This window comes from Altericroceibacterium indicum (assembly GCF_009828105.1).
In the GTDB taxonomy this organism is placed as follows: Bacteria; Pseudomonadota; Alphaproteobacteria; order Sphingomonadales; family Sphingomonadaceae; genus Altericroceibacterium; species Altericroceibacterium indicum.
The window spans coordinates 769,508-788,503 of record NZ_WTYQ01000001.1 but is presented as its reverse complement, the minus strand read 5'-3'; the positions used below and the strand labels follow the sequence as shown (position 1 = coordinate 788,503).

Here is an 18,996-nt window from a genome sequence, read left to right as displayed (position 1 = left end):
AGGCCATTTTCGGCGGCAATCAGCGGATTGTAGCGGGCCGAAGCCGACGAAACACAGAACTACACCTACGCTATAGCCCTCTGAATTCGACGGCGAGCCAAAGCTGGCGTTGGAGTAAGAGTCCCTCACCTGATGGTCGAGCTTAACAATGGAAAGCCGGCCCTAACCATGACCAAGTTGAATCCGTGTCACATGCTTCCGACGAAGTAATATACAATAGCAATTTGAATGCATGACAAATACAAACACCTCAATTTATGCATAGGCTATTCCATTCGACATGACCGCCAACTTACCTTTCGACTACGCGATCATTCGTTTCGCTTGCCTGCAGCCAAAGGAGCAGGGACAGAATCCGCGACTCGTCTTTGCAAGCGTGGAAATGTTGCCGAGCGGACGTGCCATCCCTGATGCAACCCCACTTGATGAGAAATGCTACCCGCCCAGTTTGAGCACCAAAATGGGGCGTTTGTTTTTCCGGCGGGTCGGTTTGCCTGCTGCTGATGCACTCAATTGGTACCGTAACTTGGACGTGCTTCCAGATCAGGAAGGAACGCACGCAAAGAAACCGCTAGAACACGTATCTTTGATCGACGAACCAACGTGGGGGGCCGATCTTTGGTCGGCCCTTGCGGTACCATTACCGCCGCCACTTTTGCCGGGACCCATGGATGAAGATCGCATCGATCCCTATGCCGGGGCAAACCTCGAGGCCGTTCGGGTCCACCGTCGTCTGACGACAGGCGACACGGCTGTCGACGCCCTTCATGACTTGCCGGAAGAAAAGAAGAAGGAGGCCTTTCGATGGCTGCGGCTGCGGACATGGGTGGATTTCGATCTCTACCCCGAGCTGATGTGTTCAGCAGCGCTTATCGTTCCTGACCCGGACGTTCGTACCGTGCGATCCCGGCTTGATCGCAATGAAACCGGCCAGGAAACTGTTGTTTTTGAATTTGAGTGGCGGGGACAGCCGGGAGCCGGCCTGAGGCTCACCGCCCAAGAAGAACGCTATGGCAGTCTGGTATGGCAAGAAACATTCGACGTTCCGGCGGATGGAGTTGTTCGTGCCCCGCGCCCTCAGCCAGTTGAAAAGATCGGATGGAGCCTGGTTCATCCTGTGCGAGGCGTAATTGCGTCAGAGCCGATGACGGGCTACCTGCGGGCCATCACGTTAAACATCAACCTGCAAGGCAGGGAGACCCGTTTGTTCTCAAAAGACGGGAGAGGAAAGAACTCTCAGCAAAGCACGCGTTCCGTGCGGGAGGTGAGCAGCGAAAAGCTGACGACCGGCACTCCGTTTCCGCCACCAGGCAGCTTGGCTAAAGGACGTGAGCGCCGCAGGATCGCACGTAATAGCGAAACAGAGTTCTGGTTCGACAACCCAACGGTGGCGCGAGACAAGTTATGGGACTTAATCTCCCGCGCGCAATCCGATGTGATGCTGGTAGACCCTTATGCGGATGGACGAGATTTACTGGACTATGGCATGGCAAGCACGGGCGCGCGGGTCCGTCTGTTGACAGCTGGCAAAGCAACGGTTGATCGCGAACTTTTCGATATCAGCGAGGGCCTTCGGGACATGTCTAAAGCTAGCAAGCGAGCGGAAGCGCGTAGGATGAATGTGCTCATCCATGATCGTTTTGTTACAATCGACGGATCTGTTTGGTCGCTTGGCGCAAGCCTTAATGGCCTTGGCGGAGACGCAACCATGCTGATCCGCCTGCGGAACCCCCAACCCGTTCTCGAACGCCTTGAGCATGTATGGGCGAGTGCAACGATCATTGAGGCATCATGATGGACTTCCATGGACCGCCTGCTACCTCGCCCACGTTGAACGAAGACCCACAATTGATGTTCTTCGACCGCAACCGGGGACTGGCCGACCGCGAGTTCTTGTCGTGGGATGACCACGGAAATGACCCCGCGATCTCGCCTCTCTTCCAGGAAGCTGTTGGTTCAGCAAAAGAGGTCTGGATCGTTGATGGCTATCTAGGCGAAACGCTCGATCTCGCAGACATGCTTTTCAAGATCGTCACTCTTGCCGATGTTGAGCAAGTGCGGATCATAACAGCCGCGAAGCAAGAGGCGGCCAGCCTCGAAGAACTGGTCACAAAATGGAATAGCTCCGCACGGCGATCTGGTCATATCGAAATATTGACCCTGCCCAAGCGGGACAGCGGCTTCGGGGCTCTGCCCCATGATCGGTTCGCGCTTGTGGACGGAATTCTGTGGCATTGGGGGGCCACAGTCGGCGGAGGTTTTAGCGGACAGAACGCGTGTTCATTCGGTTGGAGCGCGACGCGCAGAGGTGCCGTAGCTTGGTTCGAGAAAATGTGGGAGCAATCCCGATGAGCCTTCACTGGCCAGATGAAGCAAGCGAGTATCGCAAGCGCGCGCTGGATGAATTGGACACCTTCCTGACTCGCTACTACGCCCTACCCAAACGACGTGAAGCGGCCAAGCTTTTTGCCAAGCTCGGAGAGAGCCAATCAGAAACCGAGACGGCAGCCTCAGTATTGGAGGTCGAATTTCCGGACGTTGCTGCGCAGATTCGTAGCGAGGCGAACGAACCCTCGTTACGGACGGTCGATGGTTTGCTGGCCGAAGCAGTACTCGACCAGGTTGCAAATCTTGATCCGGTTATTGCCGTTCGGAAGTTGGGTTCACTCTGCGACAACCCAATTGGTCAAAAGCTGGTTTCAAAAGCGCTTAAAGATGACATATTTAGAGAGCATATCCTAGATGGCTTGTCTAAGGCATTCAAAGATCGGCCATACTTCATTGGCGATGACGATGCCAAGAATGGGGCGCGAGCCGTTGAAGAGGTGCGCAGCGCCCTGGTCCAGTCTCGTAAATCTTGGGCTGATCCCTCTGGTCGTAACATCCGCGACCTACGCGCTCCACATGGCTGGTTCCCGGTGATTGAGCCAATTCACCTGCTGATTGGCCCTCTATCTCAAGTCGCTCCTGCCGATGCGATGAAGGTACTCGACACATTGCCATCTGAATTTGATGGCTTTCTGTGCCTTGAACACGTTGATCTTGGCTTAGATCACTATGAACATTGGGTGAAAGCGGTATACGCCGCACCGCCTGCATGGGACGAATTGGGCTGGACCGGAAACCGGTCTGAGGCTCCATGCGGCCTCGCACTCCCTTTGCTGTTATGGCATGCGGAATCCCGGTTACTACGTCTGAAAGACGGCGTGTCAGGTCAGGCAACACCCACCGACCTTGCATCCTCCATTCGAAGCAGAGGCGATGGAGCCCTAGTCGCTTGGCATTGGTGTGCAGGATTGGTCGAACGGGCAGACCGGGCAGAACGCGACGGGCACGGCAGCCCCAACGATGGAGACTGGCGCACGGCACAAGCTCTGGCTGCAAACGGTGGCTGGCACGGTTTCAACCCGGGCAAGGGTCGGGACGCTCTGCTACGAGAAGCAGCCCAAAAACTTGCACCGGACGCGTCTGATGCTGCCCCGCGACTGGGCAAGCTGCTTCCCGCCTCGCCTGAAGCCTTTATCGACGGCCCTGATGGGGCTGATCTGTCTTGGGCGGCGTTCGGGCTCGTTGGCGGTTTTGGTCCAATGTTCGAGGGCCGTCCACCATACGGTCTCGCGACGCGCCTCCTTTCGAGCGGGCTATGGGGCAAAGACGGGCCCGGTCGTCTTGAAACACTCTGGAAGAACGCGCTCGTGCTGCGCGAACTTGCCGCTGGGGGTGTGATCAGAAATAGAACAACAGACCACCGAAAGCCGGAAGATTTACTTCATTTGATAATCGCAATGGGCATTGCAGCGTTAGAAATGATCGAGCGGGGTGCGAAAGGTGACCCGGCAGCATTAAGAGGCCAAGTCGATCAGATGCTCTGCGAGTGCGCACCTTGGGATATACTGGGCCATGGGAGCCTTGCTGCACATGTGAAGAATGTCTCATCGCATGGGGCCAACCGAGGGTAATCGGCGGCACATAGGCTGTTTTCGACGGCAATCGGCGGTGAATGGCGGACAGGGTGGGATTCGAACCCACGGTGGGCTTGCACCCACGCCGGTTTTCAAGACCGGTGCATTCAACCGCTCTGCCACCTGTCCGCGCTGGAAAAGCCCGCTAACGCCTTCATGAACATTTGTCACGAAAAACTATTCTAAAAATGCACTGTTCGCAAAATACAGTGCATTTTGGTCCAAAATGGTCGCTTTATCACACCTTTTGATCGCAATCGGATAAGATGGGAATTCACAGCAGCCCTCTGGCGTGCAAGGTAGGGCTATGCGAATTTCCACGAAGATTTCCCGAACCCTTATCACTTTCGGTGCCGTTCTTGGCCTGTCGACCGTATCTTGCGCTCAGGAAACGGCAGATATGCCGTTTGATTCCTATGTGCAGATCCTGAAAACAAAGGCGCGGGCTGAAGGTGTCAGCGACGCTACTATCCGCCGGATGACGGATGGCTTATCGATCAATCAGCGCGTGCTTGCTCTGGATACAGATAATGTTTCCTCCTCTTCCAGCAGCGGTTTTCCTTCCATGGCTGGTTATGTTTCAAAGCATAATACGGCAGCCCGCATCGCTGGTGGGAAACGAAAATTTGCCCAAATAAGGCCGCTCGCTCAGAAGGTTGAGCAGGAATATGGTGTTCCGTCTGAAATCCTGCTCGCTATTTGGGGGCATGAAACGGCCTATGGCGCGGTGAAGGGCAATTTCGATCTGTCTCAAGCACTGGCAACATTGGCATGGCATGGCCGCCGCCGGGCATTGTTTGAGCGTGAATTTCTTGATCTGATGAAGATCGCTGACTCGGGAATTCCACGTTCCACCCTGGTTGGCAGTTGGGCCGGTGCTTTTGGCAATTCCCAGTTTCTGCCGAGCATTTACCTGCGGCTCGCTGTTGATGGCGATGGTGATGGCCGTAAGGATATCTGGAACAGTGATGCAGACACGCTCTATTCGATTGCCAATTATTTCCGGGATGCAGGCTGGCGTCGTGGTCAGCCATGGGCCGTGCGCGCTTATACACCAAACAGCGTTGATCGTTTGGCGATTTCGTCGAAAATGGATTCCCCTGTTTGTAGCAGAGTGCACAGCCGCCATAGCCGATGGAAAACTGTTGCAGAGTGGAAAGCGCTCGGCGTCATGCCTCAACAACCTTTGGCTGATAATGTAATGGCCAGCCTGTTCGAGCCTGATGGGCCGTCTTCACCTAGTTACCTCTTAACCCAGAATTATAGGGTTATCCTTGAGTATAATTGCTCAAATTACTACGCAATGAGTGTGGGATTGTTAGCAGATGATATTGCTCAGTAACCTGAAATCTGGCTATGTAACGCTTGCTATGGCGGGCATCGCGCTGAGTGGGTGCAACTATAATGCTGCCCCGCGTAACATTGCGCCAGCTCCGTCGGCAAACGGACCTGCGGCAGATTATCCCATGCTGATCGGTCCACCTTATCAGGTCAATGGTGTCACCTACCGTCCATCAGATTCGCTGAATTATGACCGTGTAGGTTATGCTCAATTGGACAGTGCGGGCGGCGCCTCGATTACAGCTGCGCACCATACTATGCCGGTCCCTAGCTATGTGGAAGTGACATCGTTGGATACGGGCAGGACGATTTTGGTGCGAATTGAACGTCGCGGGCCAATGGATAGTAACGCTTTAATTGCACTTTCGCCCGGGGCGCTTGATCAATTAGGGGCAAAGCCGGGTGTTCCTGTCCGGGTTCGCCGGGTTAACCCTCCTGAAGAAGAACGATCTTTGTTGCGCAGCGGACAGCAAGCAAGCCCGAGAATGGATACTCCGCAATCGCTTCTTGATGTTCTGAAACAGCGCTTGCCGGCGGAAGGCTCGGCATCTCTGCTGGCTCAGGAGGATCAGACAGAAGAGGAAGTCACTTCGGGTGAAAAGCCGATCAGGCAGACTTCTCCATCTCCGCGGCCTGCTGGCGTTGCGCAAGCTGTACCGGCTCCCAAGGCACCTACTCAGCCTCAATCTCCACCACCACCGCCACCACCACTGCCAACGGTAAATCCTGCTAAAACATCGTCCGGTGATGGATTTGCGGATGCTTTCCCAGCCAGGCAGACTTCGGTTCCCGTGGTGCAACCCACGCCGCAAACTTCGCCGCAACCGAAGCCCTCTGCCGCTGCGAAGGCAGGGCGCTACATGGTTCAGGCAGCAACCTTTTCCACGATGGAGCGTGCTAAAAATGCAGCCAGAAAGCTTGGCGCGCATGTAACGCCATCAGGAAAGTATTTTTTAATGCAGACCGGGCCGTTCGTATCGCGAGCGGAAGCGCAAGCCTCACTCGCCAAGGTGAAGGCAGCGGGTTATAGCGACGCTCGAATCTTTACACGTAGCAAGTAACGCCGGTGCTCCTATCGCCCGGCGGTGGGAGCAGCCTTGATCCGTCCAACGCAACTTCTGGCATTTTTCGGCGCGGTTATTTTGACCGCGCTGCCAGCCTCCCCTTCAGTCGCACTGACACCGGCTCCAGTTGAACAGGCCATTCCCGTGGGCCTGTTGATTGATCTTTCTTCTGGACAAACGCTGTTTGCACGCGATCCGGAAAGACGCTTCATGCCAGCGTCCACCACCAAGATTATGACGGCCTACACAGCATTCGAACTCATCGCTCATGGTAAGTTGAGCCTCGACACGGTCATTGAAATCAGCCCGAAAATTGCAGACGAATGGTCGGGTGAAGGCTCATCCATGTTCTTAAAAGCACATGACAAGGTGACTGTTGCCCAATTACTGATGGGGATCACAACCGTATCAGGCAATGACGCGAGCGTTGCTCTGGCTGTTCATTGCGCGGGTTCGCTGGATCGGTGGACTGAGATGATGAACGAAAATGCTGCATTTTTGGGAATGAAGGATAGTCACTTCGGATCACCCAACGGTTATCCGGACGAAGGCAGAACTTTTACCAGTGCACGCGACCTCGCGATTTTGGCGACCGCTTTGGTGAAACGTCACCCAGATCTTTACCGCCGCTTCATTGGCAATCATGGCATGGTGTATAACGGCATAGCCCAGAATAACCATGATCCCATCACCGGAGTCGTGAAAGGGGCTGATGGTATCAAGACTGGCTATACACGGCAGGCTGGCTATAATTTTGTTGGTTCAGCGGTGCGATCAGGCCGCCGTTTGATAATGGTCCTTGCTGGTGCGCCAACATCTTCTGAACGCGACAGGGCGGCTATCAAATTGATGAATTGGGGTTTCGATGATTTTCAGAACCGCCTGATTGCACCAGCACGCTCTGAAATCGGATTTGCCAGAGTACAAGATGGTGCCGAAGATACGGTCGCGCTGGGCGCAAGGGACGATATCCTGGCCACCGTACCAATCGGCGGCAGCATTTCTCCGAAGCTGACCATTCACTATCGAGGGCCCATTCAGGCTCCGATCGCCAAAGGACAGGAAGTGGCGAGGCTGCGTATTGAGATCGCCGGCCAGGCGCCGCATGATGTACCTCTTGTGGCTGAAAATGCTGTGGCAAAGGCAAATATCTTCCAACGCTTGATGAACGGGATGCGGGGCATTTTCTCGTGAGTTTCGGCAAATTCATTTCGCTTGAGGGCGGGGAAGGGGTGGGCAAGTCCACCCAAGCCCGGCTGCTGGCTGAGAGGATTGAAGCGGCAGGCCATAAGGTTCTTCTCACGCGTGAGCCCGGCGGCACCAAAGGTGCAGAGGCTATTCGTTCGCTTTTACTCGATCCGGAAGGGGAAGGGTGGGGCAGTGAAGCTGAAATGCTACTTTTTGCGGCGGCCAGGGCAGATCATGTCGCACGCCTTATCCATCCAGCTTTGTCGGCTGGCGAATGGGTTATTTGCGACCGTTTCATCGATTCCACGCGCGCTTACCAAGGTGGTGGGGCAGGGTTATCAGACGCAGCCATTCTCGATCTTCATCGCATCGGATGCGCTGGATTGCTTCCCGATGTGACGCTTCTGATAGAAGTGTCTTCAGAAGAAAGCGCCAAGAGATTGGCAGCAAGGGATAAAGGCAAGAGCGATAGGATCGGAGGACGGGCAGTTGAATATCACGCTCGGGTCAACGCCGCATTCTCTGCGCTAGCTGACGCAGAGCCCGGCCGCTTCAAGAGAATTGACGGAATGGGTAGCCCGGATGAAATCCACCGGCGTATTCTTGATGCAATCGGCTCAATGGTGCCAACGCCATGAGCGAACATGTTGGCCATGAAAGAGCCTGGCGCGAATGGAACGCAGCCATATCCAGCCCGCGCATGCATCATGCGTGGCTGTTGACCGGAAGGCGCGGTATTGGAAAAATGAGCTTTGCGTTGGCTGCAGCCCGCGAACTCGTCAGGGAAGAGGGCGCCCAGCAGCCTCAGGCTGATCATCCAGATATTCTGATCCTGACGCATGAACCCTCTAATGCTGATGAGGAAAAGAAGCGAGCAGAAGGCAAACCCTACCAAACCAAGCGCAATATCACCGTCGATCAGGTCCGACGGATGCAGCAGCGGTTGAACACACGGCCGACCCTTGGTGCAAAGCGTGCGATTATCGTCGATCCTGCGGATGATATGGAAAAGAGCGCATCCAATGCGCTGCTGAAAAGTCTGGAAGAGCCCCCGGCAGGAAGCTACTTTCTACTCGTATCACACCGTCCTGGAAGACTTCTGCCAACCATTCGCTCTCGCTGCCGGATCGTGCGTTTTCCTATACTTTCGCCAACAGACATTGATACTATTCTTTGCCGTGAAGCGCCTGAAGCTGACACTGCTGCGCGTGCTGCGGCGATTGCCGCCAGTGCAGGGTCACCGGGTGCCGCACTTGATTTTGTGGAACTTGAGCTTGGCAAATTGCACCATTTGATGACCGAGATCGTCTCCAAGGGAGATAGAGATTTCGCTTTGCGCGGAAAGCTGGCCGATGCCATGGGCGCACGGCCAGACCGTAAACGCCAGATGGCCGCGATTGATCTTGCTCGCGCTGTAATCGGACATCAGGTGGAAACGGCTCCGCAACAAACCATTCCCATGCTTGCTGATGCCTATGCTGATCTGAACCAACTGGCCAATCAGGCTCCAACCTTTAATTTTGATGCAGGATTGCTGATAATGGAAATCGGAACCTTGCTCGCATCTGTTGCTGGCACTAGGGACTCTGCCCATGTCTGAGCCATTCTATATCACCACCGCTATTCATTATCCCAACGGCAAGCCACATATCGGCCATGCTTATGAGACTATTGCTGCCGACGTTATGGCACGCTTTCAAAGGCTGCAGGGCCGTGAAGTGCGCTTCCAGACCGGAACGGATGAGCATGGCTTGAAGATGGCGCAAAAGGCGCGCGATCTCGACCTTACGCCGCGCGCCTTGGCAGATGAAATGTCTTCACATTTCAAAAATCTGTTTGATAAACTTAACATCTCTTATGACCGATATATTCGGACCACTGAAGATGTTCATCACCGTGCAAGCCAGGCGATCTGGCAAGCCATGGAAGCGAATGGCGATCTTTACCTTGATCGTTATGAAGGCTGGTATTCGATCCGCGATGAAGCCTATTATGACCAAAGCGAACTGGTCGACGGGGAAGGGGGCAGCAAGCTTTCTCCGCAGGGAACCCCTGTGGAATGGACGGTTGAAGAAAGCTGGTTCTTCCGTCTGTCCAAATATCAGGACAAATTGCTAGCGCTTTATAATGACAATCCCGATTTTATCCGGCCAGAAAGCCGCCGCAATGAAGTGATGCGCTTTGTCGAAGGTGGTTTGCGCGACCTTTCCGTATCACGCACGAGCTTTGATTGGGGTGTTAAGGTTCCGGGGCAGAACGATCATGTCATGTATGTCTGGGTGGACGCGCTGACGAATTATCTCACCGGTCTTGGCTATCCCGATAAAACGGATGATATGGCAAAGTTCTGGCCGGCAGATATCCATCTAATTGGCAAGGATATTATCCGCTTTCATACAGTTTATTGGCCTGCCTTCCTGATGAGTGCAGATATTCCTGTCCCAAAGCAGGTTTTCGGACACGGATTTCTGCTCAATCGCGGCCAAAAGGAATCTAAATCGCTTGGCAATGTTACTGACCCTCATGATCTGGTTGATCAATTTGGCGTCGATGTGCTGCGCTATTTTCTGTTGCGTGAATTCGCTTTTGGCCAGGATGGCAGCTATTCAGCGGAAGCGATCGTGACGCGTTCCAACGCCGAACTGGCCAATAGTTACGGCAACCTTGTGCAGCGTGTCTTAAGTTTTATCGCCAAGAATTGCGACGGTTCATTCACAGCTTCCGCGCCTGTTCTGGAAGCAGACCAGCTCTTACGGGACCAAGTTAATAAAGCCTGTCGCGAAGAACTGCCCGCGGCGTTCGAAAAACTCAGTTTTTCATTGGGTTTGGAAGCATGGATGCAGGCTGTTTTTGCGTGTAACGCCTATGTCGATGAACAGGCACCATGGGCATTGCGCAAAACTGATCCTGAGCGGATGAAACGGGTTCTTGCAACGCTTTGTGGCTGTATTCGTGACCTTACCATTGCCGTTTCTCCAGTTGTTCCAGAGGCTTCAGACAAGATCCTCGACGCTTTGTGTGTTGCGGGTGATGATCGCAATTATGCTGCATTGAACACAGACCCAGCGCTCGGTGAAATTCGTGTCGATAGCCCGACACCAGCCTTTCCTCGCCTTGAAATGCCGAAGACGGAGCAGGCTTGATGCTGATCGACAGCCATTGCCATCTTGAATATAAAGGGCTGGTAGAAGATCAAGCGGCCGCACTGAACCGTGCGCGGGCGGTTGGAGTTGATGGTTTTCTTAATATTTCTACCCGCCAAAGTGAATGGGCTCAGGTAACGGCGACGGCGGAGCGTGAAAAGGACGTGTGGGCTAGCGTCGGCATTCACCCACATGAAGCAGACCATCACGCTGATCTCGGCGCGGCCGCGCTATCGGAAGCGACGCAGCATCGCAAAGTCATCGCCATTGGTGAAACAGGCCTCGACTATTATTATGATAAGTCGGATCGCCAAATGCAGCAATCCTTGTTCAGAATGCATATTGAGGTGTGCCGTGAGACGCAGCTCCCTTTGGTGATCCACACCCGTGATGCTGAGGAAGACACGTTCACCATTCTGGCGGAGGAATTGGGGAAGGGCACCTTTCCGGCCCTGATCCATTGCTTCACAGCTTCTGCCGCATTTGGGCAAAAGATGTTGGATTTGGGACTGACTATTTCCCTTTCAGGAATTGTAACATTCAAAAATGCCAAGGATTTACAGGCGTTTGCTCTGCAAATTCCCGATGATCGTTTACTTGTCGAAACAGATAGCCCGTTCTTGGCGCCTATCCCTCATCGTGGTCGCCCATGCGAACCGGCATTTGTACGCGATACGGCAGAATTTGTGGCAGCACTTCGTGGAGTTTCAATCGAAGAATTGGGTGAAAAAACGTCGAATAACTTCTCGAAATTATTCAAGAAAGCTTTTGCATGAAGGTGCTGCTTCTTGGTTCGGGCACCTCTACCGGGGTTCCTCGGATCGGTAATGATTGGGGTGAATGTGACCCTTTGGAACCCAAGAACCGGCGCAGTCGTGTCTCTATTATCGTCGAAAATGATGACGGCGCGCGATTGCTAGTGGATACGTCACCGGACTTGCGTAATCAATTACTGCGCCATGACATCGATCGGCTAGACGGAATATTCTGGACGCATGATCATGCCGACCATTGCCACGGGATCGATGATCTGAGGGCAATGCGCTATAGCCGCTCCGGGCCAATGCCAGGTTATGCAGCCGATGAAACTGTACGCCGCTTGCGCCAGCGCTTTGGTTATGTTTTTGCAGGTCAGCACGGCTATTCGACAATCGTCCAGCTTGATACGCTGGAGCGATTAAGAATTATCGCTGGTTTTTCCGTTGAATCCACACAGATGCCGCATGGGCCAGCGCAAAGCACGGCTTTCCTTTTCGAGGCCGACGGTAAAACAATCGGTTATGCAACAGACTTTAGCGAAATTACCGATGGCATGTTAGACATGTTCTACCGGGTGGATATTCTTGTGTGTGACTGTCTGCGCCGACAACCACATCCAACACATGCGCATCTGGGAATGGCTCTGGAACTGACTGAGAAAGTTCGTGCCGGAAGAACGATTTTGACGCATCTGGATAAGAGCATGGATTATGCCATACTGTGCAAGGAAGTTCCGGAGAATGTTCATGTCGGCTATGATGGAATGGAAATGATCGCCTGATGGCTGGAAACTGGATCTCGATTATCTGGATTATCGGATCGTTGATCCTGGCTTTGAGCGCTTTGCGTTCCCATCAAATAAATGCGCGCAAAGGCGTGACATGGGTGTTGATCTGGATTGCAATTTTCTTCGTTGTGGCGGCTTTTTTCAACGCAATTGACTGATGGTTAGCGTTCTACACACCCTTTGCGACCTAGTTTATTTAACATAATATATATTATCAATCTATGTTTGTAGGTATTGGGAGTCTCTCATGTCCGCTCAGCTTTCTCGTTTGCTCGCCATTATGGAACGCCTCCGAGATCCCGAAACTGGCTGTGAATGGGATGTTGCACAAAGCTTCACCACTATCGCTCCCTATACGATCGAAGAAGCCTATGAAGTCGTCGATGCGATTGAGCGTCAGGATATGGACGATCTGCGCGGCGAATTAGGAGATCTGCTGCTTCAGGTGGTTTTTCATTCCCGCATTGCCGAAGAAGCTGGTCACTTTACCTTCAACGATGTTGCTGCGGCTATTTCTGATAAAATGGAAAGCCGTCATCCCCATATTTTCGCAATTGAAGAAGCCGCTGATCAGAAGGTTCGCTGGGAAGATATCAAGGCCAGTGAACGAGAAGCAAAAGGCGAACATAGTGCGATGGATGGCGTTGCCCGGGCACTCCCAGCGCTGCTTCGGGCGGAAAAGCTGCAGAAGCGTGCAGCCAGGCATGGATTTGACTGGCCAGATACCTCGGGGCCCGCAGCAAAAGTCAAAGAAGAAATCGCGGAACTGGAAGAGGCTGAGAGCCAATCCCATCAGCTCGAAGAAGCTGGGGATTTCCTTTTTGCAGCTGTTAATCTCGTTCGCGCTTATGGCATTTCTGCGGAAGACGCTTTGCGTGCTGCCAATGCAAAATTTGAGCGACGGTATCGCGCCATGGAAAGCATGGCAGACGGGGATTTTCCATCGCTTTCACTGGATGATCAAGAACAGCTTTGGCAGGCTGTGAAGAGATCTGAGAAATCACAGTCCGCCTAAAGCACAATTATGTTTCGAGGGCTTCGAACCTGCCCAGCTCCTTTTCGGTGAGCCTTACATCGATACGGCGCAAGGGGCCTACCTCCCCTTCCCCAGCATCTTCATCACCGATAACTTCGCCATGAGCATGCAGCCAGGCGATGCGCTGCCCATCAGACGCTGGGAGCGTCAAGTGATGCACCCTTGCACCTTCGGTGAGCATTTCACCAAGTTTATCAAGCAGATCATCAACACCAAAGCCACTTTCCGCAGAAATCGCGACGACATCGTCTGAGTGCTCGGCAAGACCGAGCAATTCTGCACGACGGTCTGCGTCGATGAGGTCAAACTTGTTCCACACCTCGATAATAGGCATATCAGATTGGCCATCTTCGCCATCGATCACGCCAAGATCGGTCAGAACCCCTATCACTTGTTGTTTCTGGGTTGCGTTGGCAGGATTGGCCATATCACGCACATGCAAGATGACATCTGCTGCGGTCACTTCTTCCAGGGTTGCCCGGAATGCAGCCACCAATTGTGTCGGCAGGTCTGATATAAAACCCACTGTATCAGACAGGATCGATTTTTCGACACCCGGCAATCTGATCGCTCGCATCGTTGGATCGAGCGTGGCGAAAAGCAGATCTTCAGCCATCACATCAGATCCAGTCAGCCGGTTAAACAGTGTCGACTTCCCGGCATTGGTATAACCAACCAGAGCGATGACGGGCCAAGGTGCTCTTCCCCGACGCTTGCGATGCAACTCACGGGTTTTACGAACCTGCTCCAGATCACGACGCAGTCTGCCCATTCGGCTCCGGATCATCCGCCGGTCGGCTTCAATCTGGGTTTCGCCCGGACCACCGAGGAACCCAAAGCCACCTCTTTGACGTTCCAGATGGGTCCAGCTGCGAACCAATCGGCTTGCCTGATAATCGAGATGCGCAAGTTCAACCTGCAAGCGGCCTTCAGCCGTTGCGGCCCGTTCCCCGAAAATTTCAAGGATGAGACCTGTCCGATCGATAACTTTGCGCTTTAGCCGCTCTTCAAGATTACGCTGCTGAATCGCGGAAATACTGGCATCAATGATAACCAGTTCAGCTTCTTCCAGAGTGCAGCTTGTTGCGATGCGGTCAATCTGCCCTTCCCCAAACAGCGTGCCGGGGCGCACATTGCGGATAGGCAACACAAATGCATCAGCCACGACAATGCCGATGGCAAGTGCAAGCCCCCTTGCCTCTTCAAGCCGGTTCTCCGGGTCTTCGCTGCGCCGTTGCCCACGAATATCGGGGCAAATGACGAGGGCACGCGCACCGCGCGTTACCTCACCTTCAATGTCTTCATCTTCGAAAATCAGACGTCTTCACCTTCATCATCCATATCGCCAGTAAGGTCGACATGGGTTGCAGGCTGGATCGTTGAAACAGCGTGCTTGTAAGCAAGTTGCACAAAGCCATCGCGTTCGAGCAACATGCAGAAAAGATCATAAGAAGCGATGCGACCCTGCAGCATGACACCGTTCACAAGGAACATCGTCACCTGAACTTCCGCCTCACGCACACGTGCGAGGAAAATATCTTGCAGCAAGCGCTGCTTTTTCTGACCATCAGCGACCACGAATTGCTCAGCATCCACTGGCTGACCGGGCATAATTGTCGAGATAGCGTGCTTGTAAACAAGCTGCGTCTGGCCATCACGCCGCAAAAGAATGGAGAAATTATCAAACCAGGTGATGATTCCCTGCAGCTTCACGCCTTTGACAAGAAACATTGTCACAGGAATCTTTTCCTTGCGCAGGAAGTTCAGGAACACGTCCTGAAGGTTCTGCGACCGCCCGGAAGGCCCGGCAGATGGTGCTGGCTTGGGGGGAGCAGCAGCCTTCAGTTTAGGGCGAGCGGACAGGGTACCTTTGTTCACTGATTTTATATCCTTTTGTTTTTGGTAGCGAAATTTGTCTCGCTACATACTGGACTCAGCTTGTGACAATTCGCTGAAGCCGGTTTTCGGAAAAGTCTGATTAATCGTCTTTCGCCTATTAGCACAAATAGTTTTTGCAGTAACTGCTTTGCCAACTGCTTTGCCAATCTTTATTCATCATCCTTGTTGCGTTCACCCATGCCAAGCAATTTCAGCTTCCGGTGCAGGGCTGATCGCTCCATACCAATGAAACCCGCGGTTTTCGATATATTTCCTGAAAAACGTCGAATTTGGATGCGAAGGTACTCTCGCTCGAAGCTTTCGCGAGCCTCTCGCAGGGGAATGCCCATGAGCGAGGGGATGGCCGCACTACTGTCCGCTGCTCCACCCATCACTTCTTCAGGCAGCATATCAGGCTCAATTCTACTGAGACGATCACGCGGTGCCAAGATGATGGTCCGTTCCACCACGTTGCGCAATTGGCGGACATTGCCTGGCCAATCATAGGCTTGCAAAGCGGCCATCGCTTCCGGTGCAATTTCCGGCGCTTCAAGTGTTTGCTCACGTGCCAGACGAGTGAAGAAATGGTCGGCCAAAGCCGGAATATCGTCTCGCCTTTCCGCCAGTGATGGAATGCTCACCGGCACGACATTCAGGCGATAGAACAAATCTTCACGGAACCGCTTTTCGGAAATTTCCTTTTCAAGATCACGCGCAGTAGAGGACACGACACGCACATCAACGCCGATCTGGCGATTACCCCCTGCCCGGACAAAGCTCTGATCGGTCAGAACTCTCAAGATCCGGGCCTGTGTGCTGGCAGGCATATCGGCCACTTCATCAAGATAAAGTGTGCCGCCGTCAGCCTTTTCCAGTAAGCCCGGAAGGACCAATTTGCCATCCTGCTCCTCACCGAACAATTCCTGCTCGAAACGTTCAGGCGTGATTCTTGCCGAGCTGACAGTCACAAAAGCCTTGTCGGCACGCGGGCTCCAAGCATGGAGCAACCTTGCTGCAACCTCTTTGCCCGAGCCTGCAGGGCCGCTGATCAGAACCCGGCTTCCGGTCCCGGCGACCCGCTTAAGCGTCGCTCGAACCTGGTTGATAACCGTCGAATTGCCGGTAAATTCCTGGCTGTTGATAAGACCTTCGCGCAGCTGCGCATTTTCACGCCGAAGGCTCTCTGTCTCTGTTGCCTTTTCGACGAGAAGCAACAAGCGCTCCGCTTCAAAAGGTTTTTCCAGAAAATCGACTGCACCACGGCTCACGGCTGAAACGGCTGTATCAATATTGCCATGGCCGGAGAAAATGATAACCGGCAGTTCCGGTTCACGCTGCTTGATTTCGTCAAGAACTTCCAAGCCATCCATCGGGCTACCATGCAACCACACGTCAAGCAGAACGAGACTAGGTCTCTTTTCATCGATTAGCTCAAGCGCGCGCGTGCTGGTACCTGCTGTGCGACATTCATAGCCTTCATCGGACAGAACGCCCGCAACCAATTCGCGGATGTCCTGCTCGTCATCCACTACGAGGATATCGAGCGCCATTATAGATACTCCTTACAATCGGTCATTCGGCGGCTTCCGAACCGCGAACTGCGGCAACTGGATCTAGCGCAAACTGCAAAGTGACGCGGGTGCCACCACCTTCAGCGGGAGAGAAAATCATCTCGCCACCATGTTCTTCAATAATCTTCTTAACGATCGCGAGGCCTAGGCCAGTGCCCTTCTCTCGGGTTGTAACGTAAGGTTCGACAATACGTTCTGCACCTTGCGGAAGGCCAATGCCATTGTCACTGATCGCCACTTCAACGCGCTTGCCCTTCGTAATCATCTGGACCGATATCCGGCCGCGGTAATCTGGACCTGACTTTTCAACCTGTGCTTCAATCGCTTCTGTCGCGTTCTTCAGAACATTGGTCATGGCCTGACCAAATTGATGACGGTCGCAATCGACATTTGGAATTTCCCCGATACTTTCAAAGGAGAAATCAATGTCCTGACGCGCAACTTCCTGGAGGAAGACAGCTTGGCGGACGAGATCAACCGGGTCTTCCGGCCGGAAAATGGGCTTGGGAATGCGCGCGAATGATGAAAATTCATCAACCATCTTGCGCAAATCACCTACCTGGCGAACGATTGTTCGAGTCAATTCATCAAATAGTTCGCCATCTTCATGAATTTGCTTGCGATACCGGCGTTTGAGACGCTCCGTTGCGAGCTGGATCGGGGTTAGCGGGTTCTTGATTTCATGCGCAATGCGCCGGGCAACATCGGACCATGCCGCTTGTCGCTGATCCAGCAATTGCCGGGTAATATCTTCAAATGTAATCACACAGCCATTGGGTGCAGGCGAAATTTTGGCTGCCAGCGTCAGTAATTCACCATGATGGTTATACTGGACAATTCCAGTGGAATGGCCATTCTCGATCAAATTTGCAAATTGCGGGGCAAAGTCACTCAGCATCGTGCCGACAGGCGCTCCTTGGTCAATCCCTCCATCGAGCAACAATGCCTGCGCAGAGCTGTTCATAAGCTGAACCTGCATATTGCGATCAAGCGAAATAATTCCGGCGGTAATGGATTCGAGCACCGCCTCGGTAAAGGCTCGCCGATCATCGAGTTGATGGTTGGCATTCATCAACGCAGTCGTCTGTTGCTCAATCTGCGCAGTCATGCGGTTGAAAGCGCGATTAAGCAGACCAATTTCATCTGGCCCAGTGCGCCCGTCCACCCTGAGAGCGTAGTTCCCCTCACCGACCCGCCTTGCGGCCGATACGAGTTCGGTGAGCGGTTTCACCTGGCGGTCTGCAAAGCGTAAAGCAAACCAGACTGAGAGCCACACCAGTGCCAGTGACATACCGAACAGCGCCAGATTGAACCGCACCTGCAATGAGCGCACTCGCCCCGTCAGCGTGTCATAGGATTGCAGCACGCTTTGCGCCTGGTTCCACTGGCTCAGTGCCATGGTGCCAGTATCACGTGCATTATAGAGGTAGATACCGCTATCCACGTCGATCGGAGTGATGGCCTCAAGCAATTTGCGGCTTGCAATCACGACAACGGATTCCCCAGCCTTCAAACGCTTGATATACTCAGGCTTCACCCTTTGCGGCTCCGGGTTCTGATCCGGATCAACAATTGCTACGACTCTCAACTCGCCATTGTCAGTCTGCTGGAGGATCGAGCTTCGGTTCAGCTTACGGCTCACAACCTGATAGGAATATCCTTCGGCAAATTCCGGACTGGCGAGTGAATTTTGCTGGAGATAATATCGAAGATCGCCTGCCATCGCGATGGTTTCATCGCCAAGGTCCTTCTGGTTTTCCTCATAATATCCTTCGGCAAGCTTGTTCGCATTCTCCAAAATTCCGCGTGAATTGTCAGAAAACCAGAACTCCACGCCGGATTGGAACAAAAAGCTGGCAAAAACGGCCACCATCAATGTTGGAACCGCTGCGACAAGGGAAAAGAAGAACACCAATTTGACATGCAGCCGGCCGCTGGTCCCCCCAGCACGTTTGATAGCGCGCCGCCTGCCAAACAGAACGATCAGCGATAGTGCTGGTATGAGCGTTCCGACTAAAAGCGCTGCAGCCTGCCCCGATGGCAGCAACTCCCCCGACTTTGGCTGAGCGGAAAATGCGATAAAGGTGATGACCAGCATCACCATCAACAGCAATGCCGCGACGATTTCCAGCCAGGCGAAAATGTTCACATGCCGGGCTGTCACCAACGTACGGCGCCACCAACGCGGAGTCGACCTGCTCTTCTTGACGCTATCTATTGTGTTCTTCCCGGGCATCGTTGCTGACTTACAACAATCCTGTTGTAAA

General features: G+C 53.4%; 17 protein-coding genes and 1 tRNA gene. 13 read left to right on the top strand and 5 right to left on the bottom strand.

The annotated features are described in order from the left end of the window. Positions 1-280: 280 nt before the first annotated feature. Genes GRI39_RS03910 through GRI39_RS03900 form a run of 3 tightly spaced genes read left to right on the top strand, consistent with a single transcriptional unit; the run spans position 281 to position 3,959 of the window. Positions 281-1,795, top strand: coding sequence for a VPA1262 family N-terminal domain-containing protein (locus GRI39_RS03910; RefSeq protein ID WP_160738335.1), 1,515 nt, complete (start codon positions 281-283; stop codon positions 1,793-1,795). Continuing rightward, positions 1,792-2,352, top strand: a complete 561-nt coding sequence (locus tag GRI39_RS03905; protein WP_160738334.1) for a hypothetical protein — start codon at positions 1,792-1,794, stop codon at positions 2,350-2,352. The genes GRI39_RS03910 and GRI39_RS03905 overlap by 4 nt, the downstream gene beginning before the upstream one ends. Beyond that, a complete protein-coding gene (locus GRI39_RS03900) occupies positions 2,349-3,959 on the top strand; it encodes a hypothetical protein (RefSeq protein ID WP_160738333.1) in 1,611 nt (536 codons plus the stop codon). The genes GRI39_RS03905 and GRI39_RS03900 overlap by 4 nt, the downstream gene beginning before the upstream one ends. A 42-nt stretch (positions 3,960-4,001) precedes the next feature. Here GRI39_RS03900 and GRI39_RS03895 read toward each other — a convergent pair. Next, a tRNA-Ser gene (locus tag GRI39_RS03895) sits at positions 4,002-4,091 on the bottom strand. A 178-nt stretch (positions 4,092-4,269) separates the two neighbouring features. On the opposite strand from GRI39_RS03895, the gene GRI39_RS03890 reads away from it, so the two are divergent. From GRI39_RS03890 to mazG, 10 genes are all read left to right on the top strand, one after another. After that, a complete protein-coding gene (locus tag GRI39_RS03890) occupies positions 4,270-5,304 on the top strand; it encodes a lytic murein transglycosylase (protein ID WP_160738332.1) in 1,035 nt (344 codons plus the stop codon). Further along, positions 5,288-6,364 carry an SPOR domain-containing protein gene (locus GRI39_RS03885; RefSeq protein ID WP_246204851.1) on the top strand — a complete coding sequence of 359 codons (1,077 nt, stop codon included), beginning with the start codon at positions 5,288-5,290 and terminating at the stop codon, positions 6,362-6,364. The genes GRI39_RS03890 and GRI39_RS03885 overlap by 17 nt, the downstream gene beginning before the upstream one ends. A 36-nt stretch (positions 6,365-6,400) precedes the next feature. Continuing rightward, complete coding sequence (locus tag GRI39_RS03880; protein ID WP_246204849.1) at positions 6,401-7,561, top strand: D-alanyl-D-alanine carboxypeptidase family protein; 1,161 nt, start codon at positions 6,401-6,403, stop codon at positions 7,559-7,561. Then, on the top strand, positions 7,558-8,193 hold the full coding sequence (tmk, locus tag GRI39_RS03875) for a dTMP kinase (protein WP_160738331.1): 636 nt from the start codon (positions 7,558-7,560) through the stop codon (positions 8,191-8,193). Before GRI39_RS03880 ends, tmk begins: the two co-directional genes overlap by 4 nt. After that, positions 8,190-9,155 (top strand): DNA polymerase III subunit delta', encoded by a 966-nt coding sequence (locus tag GRI39_RS03870; protein WP_160738330.1) that lies wholly within the window; start codon positions 8,190-8,192, stop codon positions 9,153-9,155. Before tmk ends, GRI39_RS03870 begins: the two co-directional genes overlap by 4 nt. Next, positions 9,148-10,698 (top strand): methionine--tRNA ligase, encoded by a 1,551-nt coding sequence (metG, locus tag GRI39_RS03865; RefSeq protein ID WP_160738329.1) that lies wholly within the window; start codon positions 9,148-9,150, stop codon positions 10,696-10,698. The genes GRI39_RS03870 and metG overlap by 8 nt, the downstream gene beginning before the upstream one ends. Further along, entirely contained in the window at positions 10,698-11,474 is a 777-nt protein-coding gene (locus tag GRI39_RS03860) for a TatD family hydrolase (protein WP_160738328.1), read from the top strand. The genes metG and GRI39_RS03860 overlap by 1 nt, the downstream gene beginning before the upstream one ends. After that, positions 11,471-12,238 carry an MBL fold metallo-hydrolase gene (locus tag GRI39_RS03855; protein ID WP_160738327.1) on the top strand — a complete coding sequence of 256 codons (768 nt, stop codon included), beginning with the start codon at positions 11,471-11,473 and terminating at the stop codon, positions 12,236-12,238. Before GRI39_RS03860 ends, GRI39_RS03855 begins: the two co-directional genes overlap by 4 nt. Continuing rightward, the gene (locus tag GRI39_RS03850) at positions 12,238-12,402 is read left to right on the top strand and encodes a hypothetical protein (RefSeq protein WP_160738326.1); all 165 of its coding nucleotides are present in this window, start codon (positions 12,238-12,240) and stop codon (positions 12,400-12,402) included. The genes GRI39_RS03855 and GRI39_RS03850 overlap by 1 nt, the downstream gene beginning before the upstream one ends. Positions 12,403-12,491: 89 nt before the next feature. Continuing rightward, positions 12,492-13,259 (top strand): nucleoside triphosphate pyrophosphohydrolase, encoded by a 768-nt coding sequence (mazG, locus tag GRI39_RS03845; RefSeq protein ID WP_160738325.1) that lies wholly within the window; start codon positions 12,492-12,494, stop codon positions 13,257-13,259. Between the two features lie 7 nt (positions 13,260-13,266). Here the strand turns inward: mazG and hflX are convergent, their stop codons facing one another. The 4 genes from hflX to GRI39_RS03825 all read right to left on the bottom strand — a co-directional run bounded on the left by hflX (position 13,267) and on the right by GRI39_RS03825 (position 18,965). Beyond that, positions 13,267-14,595, bottom strand: coding sequence for a GTPase HflX (gene hflX / locus GRI39_RS03840; RefSeq protein ID WP_343033294.1), 1,329 nt, complete (start codon positions 14,593-14,595; stop codon positions 13,267-13,269). After that, positions 14,595-15,158, bottom strand: a complete 564-nt coding sequence (hfq, locus tag GRI39_RS03835) for an RNA chaperone Hfq (RefSeq protein WP_160738324.1) — start codon at positions 15,156-15,158, stop codon at positions 14,595-14,597. Before hfq ends, hflX begins: the two co-directional genes overlap by 1 nt. 170 nt (positions 15,159-15,328) lie before the next feature. Then, entirely contained in the window at positions 15,329-16,708 is a 1,380-nt protein-coding gene (gene ntrX, locus GRI39_RS03830) for a nitrogen assimilation response regulator NtrX (RefSeq protein WP_160738323.1), read from the bottom strand. A gap of 22 nt (positions 16,709-16,730) precedes the next feature. Continuing rightward, on the bottom strand, positions 16,731-18,965 hold the full coding sequence (locus tag GRI39_RS03825) for a sensor histidine kinase (RefSeq protein ID WP_160738322.1): 2,235 nt from the start codon (positions 18,963-18,965) through the stop codon (positions 16,731-16,733). Between the last annotated feature and the right edge of the window lie 31 nt (positions 18,966-18,996).

Coding starts and splice junctions, on each gene's coding strand:
- GRI39_RS03890 (WP_160738332.1), top strand. CDS start 4,270: ATGCGAATTTCCACGAAGATTTCCCGAACCCTTATCACTTTCGGTGCC.
- metG (WP_160738329.1), top strand. CDS start 9,148: ATGTCTGAGCCATTCTATATCACCACCGCTATTCATTATCCCAACGGC.
- GRI39_RS03885 (WP_246204851.1), top strand. CDS start 5,288: ATGATATTGCTCAGTAACCTGAAATCTGGCTATGTAACGCTTGCTATG.
- GRI39_RS03825 (WP_160738322.1), bottom strand. CDS start 18,965: ATGCCCGGGAAGAACACAATAGATAGCGTCAAGAAGAGCAGGTCGACT.
- GRI39_RS03855 (WP_160738327.1), top strand. CDS start 11,471: ATGAAGGTGCTGCTTCTTGGTTCGGGCACCTCTACCGGGGTTCCTCGG.
- GRI39_RS03860 (WP_160738328.1), top strand. CDS start 10,698: ATGCTGATCGACAGCCATTGCCATCTTGAATATAAAGGGCTGGTAGAA.
- mazG (WP_160738325.1), top strand. CDS start 12,492: ATGTCCGCTCAGCTTTCTCGTTTGCTCGCCATTATGGAACGCCTCCGA.
- ntrX (WP_160738323.1), bottom strand. CDS start 16,708: ATGGCGCTCGATATCCTCGTAGTGGATGACGAGCAGGACATCCGCGAA.
- GRI39_RS03900 (WP_160738333.1), top strand. CDS start 2,349: ATGAGCCTTCACTGGCCAGATGAAGCAAGCGAGTATCGCAAGCGCGCG.
- GRI39_RS03850 (WP_160738326.1), top strand. CDS start 12,238: ATGGCTGGAAACTGGATCTCGATTATCTGGATTATCGGATCGTTGATC.
- GRI39_RS03910 (WP_160738335.1), top strand. CDS start 281: ATGACCGCCAACTTACCTTTCGACTACGCGATCATTCGTTTCGCTTGC.
- GRI39_RS03905 (WP_160738334.1), top strand. CDS start 1,792: ATGATGGACTTCCATGGACCGCCTGCTACCTCGCCCACGTTGAACGAA.
- GRI39_RS03870 (WP_160738330.1), top strand. CDS start 8,190: ATGAGCGAACATGTTGGCCATGAAAGAGCCTGGCGCGAATGGAACGCA.